At 72.4% G+C, this 12,750-nt stretch carries 14 protein-coding genes; 10 read left to right on the top strand and 4 right to left on the bottom strand.

From position 1 onward, the window contains the following. The first annotated feature begins 5 nt into the window (after window positions 1–5). Window positions 6–242 (top strand): hypothetical protein, encoded by a 237-nt coding sequence (locus tag ACZ466_RS13035; protein ID WP_378286323.1) that lies wholly within the window; start codon window positions 6–8, stop codon window positions 240–242. A gap of 252 nt (window positions 243–494) precedes the next feature. On the opposite strand, the gene ACZ466_RS13030 is transcribed toward ACZ466_RS13035, so the two are convergent. The 4 genes from ACZ466_RS13030 to ACZ466_RS13015 form a co-directional block, all read right to left on the bottom strand. Next, window positions 495–1,253: a class I SAM-dependent methyltransferase gene (locus ACZ466_RS13030; protein WP_378286322.1), complete on the bottom strand. Its 759-nt coding sequence runs from the start codon at window positions 1,251–1,253 to the stop codon at window positions 495–497. 73 nt (window positions 1,254–1,326) lie between these two features. Continuing rightward, the gene (locus tag ACZ466_RS13025; RefSeq protein WP_378286321.1) at window positions 1,327–2,373 is read right to left on the bottom strand and encodes a hypothetical protein; all 1,047 of its coding nucleotides are present in this window, start codon (window positions 2,371–2,373) and stop codon (window positions 1,327–1,329) included. 258 nt (window positions 2,374–2,631) lie between these two features. Further along, window positions 2,632–3,546, bottom strand: coding sequence for an SAM-dependent methyltransferase (locus tag ACZ466_RS13020; protein WP_378286320.1), 915 nt, complete (start codon window positions 3,544–3,546; stop codon window positions 2,632–2,634). After that, a complete protein-coding gene (locus ACZ466_RS13015; RefSeq protein WP_378286319.1) occupies window positions 3,519–4,121 on the bottom strand; it encodes an ATP-binding protein in 603 nt (200 codons plus the stop codon). The genes ACZ466_RS13020 and ACZ466_RS13015 overlap by 28 nt, the downstream gene beginning before the upstream one ends. Before the next feature lie 276 nt (window positions 4,122–4,397). Here ACZ466_RS13015 and ACZ466_RS13010 point away from each other — a divergent pair, with 276 nt between their 5' ends. From ACZ466_RS13010 to ACZ466_RS12970, 9 genes are all read left to right on the top strand, one after another. Continuing rightward, window positions 4,398–4,967 (top strand): hypothetical protein, encoded by a 570-nt coding sequence (locus ACZ466_RS13010; protein WP_378286318.1) that lies wholly within the window; start codon window positions 4,398–4,400, stop codon window positions 4,965–4,967. 106 nt (window positions 4,968–5,073) lie between these two features. Continuing rightward, the gene (locus ACZ466_RS13005) at window positions 5,074–6,585 is read left to right on the top strand and encodes a phytoene desaturase family protein (protein WP_378286317.1); all 1,512 of its coding nucleotides are present in this window, start codon (window positions 5,074–5,076) and stop codon (window positions 6,583–6,585) included. Further along, on the top strand, window positions 6,582–7,115 hold the full coding sequence (locus tag ACZ466_RS13000; protein WP_378286316.1) for a fatty acid desaturase: 534 nt from the start codon (window positions 6,582–6,584) through the stop codon (window positions 7,113–7,115). The genes ACZ466_RS13005 and ACZ466_RS13000 overlap by 4 nt, the downstream gene beginning before the upstream one ends. A 5-nt stretch (window positions 7,116–7,120) precedes the next feature. Further along, window positions 7,121–7,858, top strand: coding sequence for a TetR family transcriptional regulator (locus ACZ466_RS12995; RefSeq protein ID WP_378286315.1), 738 nt, complete (start codon window positions 7,121–7,123; stop codon window positions 7,856–7,858). Window positions 7,859–8,429: 571 nt separating this feature from the next. Further along, the gene (locus ACZ466_RS12990; RefSeq protein WP_378286314.1) at window positions 8,430–8,687 is read left to right on the top strand and encodes an acyl carrier protein; all 258 of its coding nucleotides are present in this window, start codon (window positions 8,430–8,432) and stop codon (window positions 8,685–8,687) included. After that, the gene (locus ACZ466_RS12985; protein ID WP_378286313.1) at window positions 8,687–9,334 is read left to right on the top strand and encodes an SGNH/GDSL hydrolase family protein; all 648 of its coding nucleotides are present in this window, start codon (window positions 8,687–8,689) and stop codon (window positions 9,332–9,334) included. Before ACZ466_RS12990 ends, ACZ466_RS12985 begins: the two co-directional genes overlap by 1 nt. 18 nt (window positions 9,335–9,352) lie before the next feature. Beyond that, window positions 9,353–10,312, top strand: coding sequence for an SGNH/GDSL hydrolase family protein (locus ACZ466_RS12980; protein ID WP_378286312.1), 960 nt, complete (start codon window positions 9,353–9,355; stop codon window positions 10,310–10,312). Next, window positions 10,309–10,725 carry a nuclear transport factor 2 family protein gene (locus tag ACZ466_RS12975; protein WP_378286311.1) on the top strand — a complete coding sequence of 139 codons (417 nt, stop codon included), beginning with the start codon at window positions 10,309–10,311 and terminating at the stop codon, window positions 10,723–10,725. The genes ACZ466_RS12980 and ACZ466_RS12975 overlap by 4 nt, the downstream gene beginning before the upstream one ends. A 235-nt stretch (window positions 10,726–10,960) precedes the next feature. After that, complete coding sequence (locus ACZ466_RS12970) at window positions 10,961–12,748, top strand: acyl-CoA dehydrogenase family protein (RefSeq protein WP_378286310.1); 1,788 nt, start codon at window positions 10,961–10,963, stop codon at window positions 12,746–12,748. Window positions 12,749–12,750 lie beyond the last annotated feature (2 nt).

The raw sequence follows: 12,750 nt of genomic DNA, 5'->3' as shown, positions 1-12,750 counted from the left end.
CTGGGATGGCCAAGTCGAGCGGGGGCAAGAAGTCGGCACGCCGCAACGGGGCGCCGTCACCCGGCGAGAAGATGCGTATGCAGGGCCACGGCGCCGACGCGGCGGCCATGGACGCCGACCTCGCGGAGGGGGCGGAGGCCGCCGCGCCCCGGGAGGGCATGCGGGACGCGGACGACCGCGCCGCCGGCAAGGCCGCCGCGTACCGTCCGGCATCTCCGGAGAACCTGAAGAAGCGCCGGTGACGTCCTAGGGCCGGTCTCGACGTGGCCCTAGGTACCGCGCGAGCGTGTTACCTGGCCGGTGAGGCGACGCCGGAGGCGAGCCTTACCGGCCAGATCGCGGAGCGATGCCGCGCTCGCCAAGGCCCGGTTAGGGGCGAGCCGCCAGGCGAGCGCCGTAGGCCGGGACTTTGAGACACAGCCCAGCCCCGGTGGAGAGGGTTCGGGCCCCTTCCGACAATGGCGTCGGAGGGGGCCCGAGCCGCGCGCCCCAGGTCAGCGGCGTTCGGCGATCAGGAGCATGAACAGGGCGATCGGGAAGCCGCGGCGCCACCACGGGTCGTCGCGCAACTGCTCCTCGGTCGGATGCGGCTCCCGCAGGTCCGCGATCACGAACCCGGCGTCTCGGAGCGTTCCAGAGTAGTACTCCAGCGGACGCAGCCAGGAGGTGATCTCCGAGGGCGACTCCAGCCCGTCCACCAGGAAGCGCTGGTCGATCCCGCGCGGGCTGAAGTAGCGCGCGGCGGGCACGGCCGTCCGCGCGCCCTGCTCGGCGTCGGCGATGTAGAAGCACGGGTGCAGGGTCAGCACGACCAGCCGGCCGCCGCTCCTGAGCACCCGCGCGAACTCCCCGACCGCGTCCGCCGGATCCTGCAGGTGGCTGAACAGGTGGTTGCAGACCACCAGGTCGAAGCTCGCGTCCTCCACCGGCATCGCGTCGACGCTGGCCCGGTGGTACGACACCGCGCGGCCGTCCGGATGGGCGCTGGCCGCGTCGATCAGCCCCTGGGCGGCGTCGATCCCGACGACCTCGGCGCCGCGCGCCGACAGCGTCCGCGACAGGTAGCCCTCGCCGCAGCCCGCGTCCAGGACCCGCAGCCCCGCGCACGGGCCGATCGCGTCCAGCACGGCCTGGTCGGTGAGCTCGGTGCGGTACCGGTCACGGCCCTCCCGGATGATCTTCACCCAGTACTCGGCATTGGCCTCCCAACGTTCCCGCGTGAGCTGCGCGACCGTCCGCGTCGTCTCGTCCACCGGCCCCCCATTCCTTTCGCACGCCGCATTCAGGGCGCGTCGTACCGCGTGTTCCGCCAAGGGCCCGCATGGCTCAGGCCATGCCCTTGATCTGTCTCACCAGGGCGCCGCAGGCGTCCCTGACCGTCCTGTCCCGGCATCCGGAGCCGCGCCGTTCCAGCGTCCGCACCAGATCGCCGATCCGCCCGCCGAACGTCGGATCGCGTTGCAGCGCGAGCGGGATGTACGTCGACACCAGGTAGTAGAGGTAGGCGTCGTTGTAGCTGCCGATCTCCCGCAGCACCTCGCGCGCCGTGTTGCGCAGCAGCAGGGAGCTGGGCAGCGTGAAATCGGAGCTGATCCGGCCGTCCCTCATGTAGGTGGGGAACGACCACTCCTCCAGCGCCGCGTAGACGGGCGTCCGCTGGAGCTCGCGGTGGTAGCGCTCGGCCAGTTCCAGGTCGTCGGAGCCGATGAGCGAGCCCATCACCACCCCGCGCATCATGAACGCGCTCTGCCGCCCCGGGACCGGCGGCTCCAGCTCCGCGCTCAGCGACCCGGTCACCTTGCTGACCTGGTGCGTCAGGATGTTCAGCGCGAGGATCGAGTGGAAGGAGTAGGACTTGCGGTTCAGCCGGGGGGCCAGGTCGATGGACGCGTCGAACAGCTTGTGCGGGTCGTCCAGCAGCCCCTCGCCGGGGGTCGGCGAGTAGAGGACCTCCATCGCGCGGTCCTGCTCGCGCCCCCAGAAGCGCGCGATGTAGGACGACACCCGCTGGGTGGCGTGCCCGCGCATGATGTGCAGGGCCGCCTCCAGCGCGTTCAGGAGGTGCTGCTGGGGGACGGTCGACTCCTTCAGGACCTGGAGGTCGACCGTGAGCCCCTGGTCGGCCAGGTCGTCGACCAGCGCGTCGCGCCGCCGCCGCAGAGAGTGCGCCATGGAGTACTCGGCGATCCCCGGAATGGAGGAGATGAGGCTCTGCAGCGAGCGCCCGCTGATCCGGTCGAGCCAGGCGGTGTTGTCCCACAGCCGGGAGACGGTGCTCTCGTCGAGTCCGGAGAACATCGCCACGTCGGACATGTTCAGGCCGAGGGCCCTGGTGAGCTCGGAGAGGGACTTCGGCTCATCGTCGGCGGTCATCGCTCGCCCTAGGAGTGGCACGTGCTGGCGAGTCGATCGTATCGGGGCAATTGGGGGCGACACGGACTCTTGGCGCGATCCGGCGGCGGTGCATCCGCGCCGGGCGGTGCCGTCCCGGCCCCTCCGGCCCCCGGCCGGCTTCGTGCGGAACCGCCCCGACCTGGGCGTCCTCTCGGGCAGTGGGGGCACCGTCCGGAAGGTGCTGATCGTCTCGGGCGCCGTCATCGATGTCCTCGGGGGGTGGATAGGGGCGGTGCTCTATCGGGGTTTGCGGCCGACGAAGCAGGCGAGGGGCATCGGGTCGGACTCAAGGCCGGCGGACCGCGGGAACCGGTCCGGGACGGGCGCGGGCACGGACACGGGGAGCGGGGGCCCGGCGGGGAACGCCTCGACCGGTTCCAGCCCCCGGCACAGCTCGGCGATCGCCTCCCGGGTCCTGGGCGTGAACGGGACGTCCGCCTCGTCCCGGTAGAGGGCGGCCACCGCGTCCAGTTCCGGGGTCCGCGCCGCGTGGGAGATCGCGACGTGGCTGCCCGGCGGCAGGCCCGCCAGCAGACCGTCCATGATCGCGCGGGGATCCTCGGCGTCGGTGACGAAGTGCAGCACGCTCAGCAGCAGCACCGCCACCGGCTCGTCGAAGTCGATCAGCCGCCGCGGCGCGGGATGGCCCAGCAGCGCCTCCGGATCGCGCAGGTCGCCGCCGAACGCGTCGGTGAGGTCGTCCACCGCCAGCAGCGCGCGGGCGTGGCTGAGCACCATCGGGTCGTTGTCGGCGTAGGCGACCCGGCAGGACGGGTCCACCGCGCGGGCCAGGCCGTTCACGTTCTCGAGCGCGGGCAGGCCGCAGCCGATGTCGAGGAACTGCCGCATCCCCGCGCTCTCGGCGAGGAATCGGACCGACCGGCGCAGGAACGCCCGGTTCGCGCGGGCCACCAGCGGCACGACCGGTGCCGCGTCCACGACCCGGCCGGCCAGCTCGCGGTCGACGGCGTAGTTGTCCTTGCCGCCGAGGTAGTAGTCGTACATCCGGGCCGCGTTGGGCTCCGGGGCGGTCTCGGGCACGGGGCGTCCGCGGCGGCCGCCGGCGCGCCGGCCGGGCAGGGCGGCGGGGTCCCGCGCGTCCATGCTCAGCACCGGCCCGGAGGTCACGGCATCACCCAGCCGCCGAGCCACCGTTCCGGCTCCTCCAGGGGCGAGGCGTCCGGCGCGTCGCCCGGAAGCTCCTCGCCCGGGTGGGCGTCGACCGCGACCTCGAACCAGAACGTGGCCGTGCCGTCGGTGTTGTGATGCCTGCCGTGCTCCACGGCGAGCGCCTGGACCAGCCGCAGCCCGCGCCCGCGCGCGGCGAGCGGGTCGTCCGCGGGCCCGGGACCGCCCGGCATCGGGCCGCCGTCGGTGATCTCGACCCGGACGTGCCGGTCGACGTGCAGGACGGCCAGCATGATCATGCCGTCGATCAGCGGCGCCGCGTGCACCACGGCGTTGGTCACGGTCTCGCTGGTGAGCAGTTCGAGGTCCTCGAGGACGGCCGCGCCCGCCCCGAAGAACTCGCCCGCGAGCTCGCGCACGTAGGAGCGGGCGAGCCGTACGGCGGCCGGGGTGGCGGCGAGGTCGATCTCGCCGAGCAGGCCCTCGGCGGCCAGGGCGCCGGGCGCCCAGCCCGCGGGCGTGCCGAGCTCCAGCGAGGGCTCGGAGAAGGGGTCTGAGATGAACGCCGGCGATCCGGCCCAAGCGTCGAGTGCGTCCATGGCGTCGGCGGTTCCACGTATCCGTGTAGGGCTGTAACCGAACATGCGCGTGCCAGGGGAAGTCGGGGGACGGTGGATGTCGGGTTCCCGTGGGAAGTCGGATGGCGGGTTCGGGCGAGCCGGCGGGCCGCCCGCACAACAGACACTCTGACGCGACGGGGCGGGCGGAGTCACCGGGGCTTGCACGCATGCAAAGCCCTTGCGCCACGCTGGGAAAAGTCGGCCGCGACCTCGAGTGGAACGCTCTAGCCGCCCGAGGGTGTAGGGATAGGGGACATGAAGGGGTTCGCGCGGCGGGAGTTCCAGCTCGTCCTGCTCCGGCGGATGGCCGACTACCAGCCCGACCTGGTGGCGCAGGCCGCCAGGTCGCTGGACGCCTCGCGCACCGAGATGCGCGAGGTGAACGCCCGCTGGCAGCGCATGGTGCGGTCACGGTCGTTCCCGGACGGGCGGCGCCGGCTCGCCGCCGTCCTCGGCCCGCCGTCCGAGACCGGGGAGCGGCGGCTCGGCGACGTCGGGTGCACCGTCGAGCGGTGGCCGCTGTGGCTGTGGCCGGAGCTGCGGTACGAGACGCTGACCGGCCCTGAGGGGACGATCCTCCAGGAGTGGCTGGTCAGGGCCGCGGACTCGCCCGTCCCCGAGCTCGCGTCGGTCGACGACCTGGTCCCGTGGTCGTGCGTGGTGGGCGACCTCGACCTGCGCTTCGGCGGCGCGGGGACGCTCCGGCACCAGGCGGGAGAAGTGCCGAGCCGCTGGCACGTGACGTTCACCCGCGAGGAGAACGGCGGCGGCACGTACGTGGCGCACTTCGTCTGGGGACTGCTCCAGACCGTCGTGGCGGTCTAGAGCCCGCTGCCGGTAGGGGCAGTTTGTTCTTACCTTCCTTGACCCGTGCCGGGCACGCGCAGATTTTGAACTCATGTTCAGAACAGACGTTCAGGAGAGACGGCGCGTGGCGGCGCCGCGGTTTCCGGTGTCGTGCCGGGTGGCGGTGCTCGGCGGCGGGCTCGCCGGGATGGCGACCGCGGCGCGGCTCCAGGCGGCCGGCCTGTCCACCGCGGTGATCGAGGCGCACGGCCACGTGGGCGGCTGCGCGGGCTACTACCGGCGGCGCGGTTTCTCGTTCGACGTGGGCGCCACGACGATGGTCGACTTCGAGCCCGGAGGGGTCGGCGCCGAACTCCTCGACGGCATCGGCATGGCCCCCGTCCCCGGCGAGGCGCTGCCGGGGTACGCGGCGTGGCTGCCCGACCGCACCGTCACCCTCCACCGCGACACGGCGGCATGGCACAGGGAGCGGCTGCGGGCCCTCGGCGGCACCCCGCGGCACAGGGCGTTCTGGGCGGGGCTCGACCGCATCGCGCAGGTGTTCTGGGACGCGAGCCGCGCCGGTGTACGGCTGCCCCTGCGACGGCCCTCTGACGCCGTGCACAACCTCCGGGCGCTGGGCCCGCGCAACCTTCCGCTGGTCCGGCACATGAACGCCACGCTCGGGGACGCCCTCGTCCGGCACGGTCTGCGCGGCGACGACCCGCTGGTGGGCTTGCTGTCGATGCTGGTGGAGGACACGGTGCACAGCACGGTCGACAGGGCCCCGCTCATCAACGCGGCCCTGGGCGTGACCATCCGCGGGGCCGGGCTCACCCGGGCCGACGGCGGCATGCGCGGCTTCTGGCGCCGCTTCACCGCCCACTACAGGGGGATGGGCGGGCAGCTGCGCGTGGGTTGCGAGGTGGAACGGGTGCGCGGCCAGGCCGGTGCCTTCGAGGTCCACACCAAGAGGGGGGTCGTCCACGCGGAGCAGGTCGTGAGCGCGCTACCCGTGGAGACGACCGCCCGCGTTGTCCCCGCCCTGGCGGCACGGCTTCGGCCCTACCTCGAACGGGACGCGGACGACCTCGGTGGCGCGATCGTCGTCTTCTTGGGCGTTCCAGAGGACGAGGTCGTGGGCCAGGACTTCACCCACCACCAGTTGCTGCAGGACTACGGCCGTCCCCTGGGCGACGGCAACAACATGTTCGTCTCGGTCTCCGCACCCGGCGACACCGAGAGCGCCCCGCCCGGACATCGCGCCGTGATGGTCTCCACCCACACCGAGCTCGCGGCCTGGGAAGGGCTGACGGACGCCGCGTACGAGGCGCGCAAGCATGAGATGGGGGAGCGGCTCCTGGGGCTGGCGCGCCGCGTCCACCCGAACCTGGGCGAACGGGCCGTCGTGTTGGACGTGGGCACACCCCGCTCGTACGAGCGCTTCGCGTTCCGGCCGCGCGGTGCCGTCGGGGGTGCGCGCCAGACTCCCGGCAACGCCAACCAGAACGCCGTCCCGCACTCCCTGGGCGTCCCGGGCCTCTGGCTGGCGGGCGACTCGACCTGGCCTGGGCTGGGCACGGTCGCCTGCGCGCTCGGCAGCCGCATCGTCGCCGACGCCGTGCTGAGAACGGCCGGACGGGTGGCCGCGCGATGAGAACGCACCCGATCCCCCGGCTGTCCGAACTCGGCCACGACCTCCTGGTGACCACCCGCCGCCGCAGGACGCTCACGCTCTCCCTGCCCTACCTGGGCGTCGCGCTGTTCGCCGGGGCCGCCGCGGCGGGCTGGTGGTGGACGACGCCGCTCATCGCGTTCGGGATCTTCGTGGCGGTGGTGACGGCCACGCACGACGTCGTCCACCGCTCGCTGGGCCTCGGCCGCACCGCGACCGAGGCCGCGCTGTTCTGGCGGGGACTGCTCGTCTACGCCACGATGATGATCGCGGGCAGCTGGGTCTACCCGCTGCTGACCGTCCACCTGCCGCACCGCCACTACGGGGAGGATCCGCTGACCCAGACGCACACGCTGCGCGGGCGCGTGGTCCCGGCGCTGTTCCTGGAGCTGACCTACCACCTGGAGCACCACCTCTATCCCCAGGTGCCGAGCCACCACCTGGCCAGGCTGGCCCGGCGGCTCGACCCCTTCCTGGACGCGGCGGGCGTCCGTCCGCGGAGAGTGATCTGACCCCGATGCCCCTATCCCGGCCCCGGACGTCCCGGCCGCGCGCCCGGCGTGAGGAGGCCCGGGAGCGGCTCCTCCAGGCGGCCGTCCGCACCCTCGCGACCGAGGGGTACGGCGGTACGACCGCGCGCTCGATCGCCCGCACCGGCGGGTTCGCGCCGGGCGTCATCTACTACCACTTCGAGGATCTGGAGGATCTGCTCCTGGCCGCTTTGCGCCACACCGGCCGGAAGCGGATGGAGACGTACCAGGAGGCGCTGGGGTCGTGCGACAGCGCGGTGGAGCTGCTGGACCGGCTGCGCGGCCTGTACGCCGAGGACATGGCGGAGGAGGGCCACATCGCGGCGGTGCAGGAGCTGTTCACCGCCGCGGCGACGTCCCCGCGGCTGCGCGAGGAGCTGCTGGCCCATGTGGGCCCGTGGTCGGAGTTCGCCGCCGCGGCCGTCCGCCGGCTGGTCGCGGGCACCGCGCTGGAGGACGTGGTCCCGTCGCGGGAGCTGGGCTCGATCGCGATCGCGGCGTTCCTGGGCGTGCAGACGCTGACCCATCTGGACGGCGACCGCTCCCGGGTGGAGGAGCTGTTCCGGGTGGCGGGCCCGGCCGCGTTCCTCTGGGACGGTTTCGCGGGCCGAACGCCAGAACCGGATGACTCGGATGGTTCGGATATCTCAGGCAACTCGGGCGTCTCACGCGCAGATGGAACGGACAACCCGGACTTTCCGAGCGGTGCGCCTCACGCCGGGTGACGGCCGGCGTCATCGGCGGTGACGGAGTGTCGCTGTGGACCGATACACAGCGCACCGACCGTCGTCGCGACGCTCACGGGGCCGCCGACGTGTGCGTGAGGCACGGGCGGGAACCGTCGATGCTCGGGTGGTCATTTTCGCGTTCGGCGCTGTCCCAAAATCCCCGGGTGGCACGGTGTGCCCGGTCGTCGCGCCTCGTCCCGCGTGTCGGATCCGGTGCAACTCTCACGTTCTGTCCGGATCCCACCCGGTATGCGGGCAGGTGAACCGGGGGGAGGGAAGAAAAGGATCTTTCTGCGCGCCCGGATGATCTCTTTCTCCGGCCCGGCCCGGACCCGTCCATTGATCACGGTCCGCCAGGACTTAGGTCCGCCCCATTTACCGGCTCGCTGACTCAATTTACAGCGCAGAAAATAGATTGTTTCCAATAGTTCACAGGTCACTGTGCCGTCTGATACGGTCACGGCGGTAATCTTCGTTGCGCCCCGATAGGAGAAGCCCGATAGCGGGGGAAATCGCGTTGAACTCGGGGGGACTCGGTAAAAAATCACCTCTACAGAAGGGGAACGCGGTGAACGAAACGGAGACCATATCTCGCGGTGGGCTGCAAACCTGGCTCCTCGACCGGATCGCGTTCTATCTCGACAAGCCGGCCGACAGCATCGACCCCACGGTCGAGCTGGCCCGCTACGGCGTCGACTCGGTCTACGCCATCAGCATCATCAGCGACATCGAGGACCACCTGCAGGTCGAGGTCGACGTGGCGGAGGCGCGCCGCCGCGGGACGGTCGACACCCTGACCGACTACCTGCTCGAGCTGGTCCGCTGATGCGGGAACGGGCAATGCCGCCCGCTCCCGCTCCCGTAAGGCTGGTCGTGCTCGGGGACAGCCTGGCCGAAGGCCGCGACGACCCCGATCCGGCCGGCGGCTGGCTCGGCTGGGCCGGCCGGCTGGCCGGCAACCTCGACCTGACCCGCGACCGCGTCGCCAACCTCGGCGGGGCGGGCGCGACCGTGGCGGAGGTGACCCGGGCCCAGCTGCCCGAGGTCCGCCGCCTGACCCCGGGGCTGGTGGTGCTGAACTGCGGAATGAACGACGTCGTCAACGGATTCGAGAGGACGGAGGCGGCCGGGCATCTGGGAGAGATATTCGGCTGGACCCGGTCGGTCGGCGCGGTGGGCGTCGCGGCACCGGTCCCCCGTCCGCCACTGCTGGAACGATCTATCATCTCCGACTTCCGAAGAAAACGCATACTCGAACGTATTCAAGGGTTCAACGCGGAACTGCGGCACAGTGCACGTGCACATGCAATGGAATTCATCGAGCCGGACGCCGTGCCGCGCGTGGCCGACCCGTCGCTGTGGGCCTTCGACGGGATCCACCTCAACTCCGCGGGACACGCCTACGTGGCGGAGATCATCACCGGAATCGTAAGAAACCTACTGGGGGAACACGTCCTCTCGTCATCGGGATAGCCACACTCTGGGGTAGAGATGCAGAGACCAGCCTCTTTCACCCGTGCCGACAGCTACACCGACACCGACATCCGCCCGGACGCCACCGCCGACCCCGGCACCCCACGCGTCCCCGACTCTCGCGACGCCACCGGCACCGGCGGCGTCCCTGACACGCGCGCGGCCTCCGACGCCGCGCCCCCGCCTCCCCGCCGTACGGGGAAAGCCTCCCGCGCCGCCCGGATACCGCGCGTGCTGGCGGGTGTTCCGCACGCGGCCATGGCGCTGGTCCTCGCGCCCGTTCTGCTCGTCCAGGGTCGGCGGACCGTTCGCCGGACCCCGCGGCTCGACCCCGCCTCCGGCGCCGACCGGGGCACGGTCGCCGGCGCGGTCCCGCTCCTGCGGCTCGTCGTCATCGGTGAGTCCACCGCGGCGGGAGTGGGCGCCGCCGAGCACGAGCGGGCCCTGCCCGGCTTCCTCGCGGGGGCGCTCCAGCGGCGCCTGCGCCGCGGGGTGGCCTGGGTCGTGTCCGGCAAGAACGGCGCCACCGCCCGGCGGATCGGCACCGATCTCGTCCCGGCCCTGGACGCGGATCAGGACGGAGCCCCGCCCGACATCGTGGTGGTGACCGTCGGCATCAACGATCTGATGAGACGGCGCCCGCTGAAGACCTGGACCGCCGACCTGACCGACCTGCTCGGGGCGCTGCGCGGCCGGTACCGCGACGCCGAGGTGATCGTCGCCGGGATGCCCCCGGTGCACCGGTTCCCGGCGCTGCCCCAGCCGCTGCGCCTGGTCATGGGCGGCCGGGCGCGGGCGATGGACCGGATCATGCGGGAGGTGGCGCGGGCCAACGGCGCCGTGCACGTCCCGATGGATCCGGACATGGCCGCCGACCGCACGCTGTTCGCCTCCGACGGCTTCCACCCGTCGCCGGACGGCTACCGGGCCTGGGCGAACGACCTGGCCGAGGCCGTGGGAACGGAACGGGCGGCGTGAGCGCCCCGCCCGGATCGTTCCGCGCGGCGGTGGAGTCCAAGGACCTCGCCGCGATCACCCGGACCCTCGCGCCGGACATCGAGTTCCACAGCCCGGTGATGGTGAAGCCGTACCGGGGCGCCGACTCCGTCACCGGTCTGCTCAGCGTGCTGCTGGAGGTCTTCGAGGACTTCTCGTACACGCACGATCTGGCCGGCCGGGACCCCGCCGGGAACGGCGGCGCCCCGCCGGTGCAGGCGCTGGTCTTCACCGCCAAGGTCATGGGCACGCGGGTCCAGGGACTGGACCTGATCACCTTCGACGGGAAGGGGCTGGTCCGCGACCTGACGGTCATGGTCCGGCCGCTGCCCGCCGCGATGACCCTGGCCCGGGCGGTCGGACGGCGCATGCAGGAGATCGAGGAGTCCGCCTGAAACCGTCGCGCGTCCCCGGCTCCCCGGAGCGCCCGGCCACCTTGCCGACTGACGACCGTTTGACCGCCTGACGGCCGGCCCCCGCCGCCGTATCCCCCTGGCCACCGCACGCGCGGCCGCCCGGCCCGCCCGGTGCCGTCCACCCAGGACGGCACCGGGCGGGGGTGCGACCGTGCCCCCGCCCCGCCGTGCCCTGCGAACGACGTCTCGCCACGCGAGAAGAGGGAACCCAACGATGACCAGTAGCCAAGTCTCCCCGCGCGCAGAGTTGTCCCCGGCGCACCGGATCGCCGCCGATCTGGACGCCCTTCTCGGCGACCCCCTGGACGACGCCGCCGGGCCCTTCTCCTACAAGTCGATCGTCGAGGCCGAGGAGCGCGACGAGCTGCCCGAGGGCGCCGTGGAGACGGTCCGCGCCTGGGGCTTCCCCGGATATCTGGTGCCGCGCCACCTCGGCGGGCGGCTGACCACCTTGGAAGAGCTGTTCTTCGTCACGCGCGGCATCTCGCGGCGCAGCCTCACCGTCGCCGTGATGTACGGGTCGGGCCTGCTGGCGGTGAACCCGGTGTGGCTGTGGGGCGACCCGCGCCAGCAGAAGGCCGTGGCCGAGGGCGTCCTGGACGGCGACCTGGCCTGCTTCGGCGTCTCGGAGGCCGACCACGGCAGCGATGTGATGGCCTGCGAGGCGCAGGCGGTCCCCAAGGCCCACGATGGCGATCTGGTGCTGACCGGCACCAAGTGGCCGGTGGGCAACGCCACCCGCGGCCGGTTCGTCACCGCCTACGCCAAGACGGGCCCGCGCGACTTCTCCCTGATCCTGGTGGACAAGCAGGACCTGGACCCGGGCGAGTGGTCGGTGCTGCCGCCGGTCAGGACGGTGGGGCTGCGCGGCCACGACCTGTCGGGGGTCGTGTTCGAGGGGGCGCGGGTGCCCGCCGACGCCATCATCGGGCGGCCGGGCTCCGGGCTCGTCCAGACGCTCAAGACCCTGCAGATCACCCGGACCGCGATCGCGGCGCTGTCGATCGGGACGATGGACGCGGTGGTGCGCATCGGGATGGAGTACGCGCGGGCCCGCAAGCTGTACGGCGCGGACATCTACCAGATCCCGGTGATCCGCGACCATCTCGTCAAGGCGCATCTGGACCTGCTGATCGCCGAGTGCGTGGCGATCCCGGTGGCGCGGACGCTGACGGTGGCGCCGGGGCGGCTGAGCCTGTGGTCGTCCATCGTGAAGTACTTCGTGCCCGTGCAGGGCGAGGAGGTGGTGGCCAGCATCGGGGCGGTGCTCGCGGCGCGCGGCTACCTGCGCGAGGGCGTGGCGCACGGGGTGTTCCAGAAGCTGCAGCGCGACCACGCCATCGCGAGCATCTTCGAGGGCACCACGCACGTGAACCTGGCCAACGTCGCCGGGCAACTCCCGTTCCTGGTCGGCGACCAGCCCGAGGCGGAGGCGTCCGGGGAGTTGCTGGCCGACCTGTTCAGCTGGACGCGGACGCCGCCGGAGTGGCGCCCGGACGGCCGGCTGCTGCAGCTGACGAACGAGGGGCACGACGAGATCGGCCGCCAGTACGAGGCGACGGTGGAGACGCTGCTGGCGACCGCCCGGGTGTTCGCCGCGCCGGACGTGGCCAACGACCTGGCGGCGCTGGTGGCGCGGATCGGCGATCTGCGGTCGGAGCTGCACGCGCAGGTGCGGGCGGACCCGTCCGACACCACCTCGGCGGAGGCGCTGCGGCGGGCGCGGCGGCACTGCGAGATCCACGCGATGGTCTCGTGCATGCTCACCTGGATCCACAACCACGCGGAGTTCGGCGGCTCGTTCGCCGACGGCGCGTGGCTGGTGCTCGTGCTGGAGCGGCTGCTGCAGCGCGCGCGGCCCGACACGGCGCTGTCGGAGCAGTACCTGCCGTCGCTGGAGGAGACGATGTTCCGCTGCTTCGGGGAGGGCCGCTGGTTCACGCTGCTGGGCCTGGCCGACGGCGGGCGCTCGGTCTCGGTGCCGCTCCCGGCGGCGGGGTGATC

Source organism: Actinomadura rugatobispora (assembly GCF_055379765.1).
Note: the sequence above shows the minus strand (reverse complement) of the source record. Positions and strands in the feature narration are given on the sequence as shown.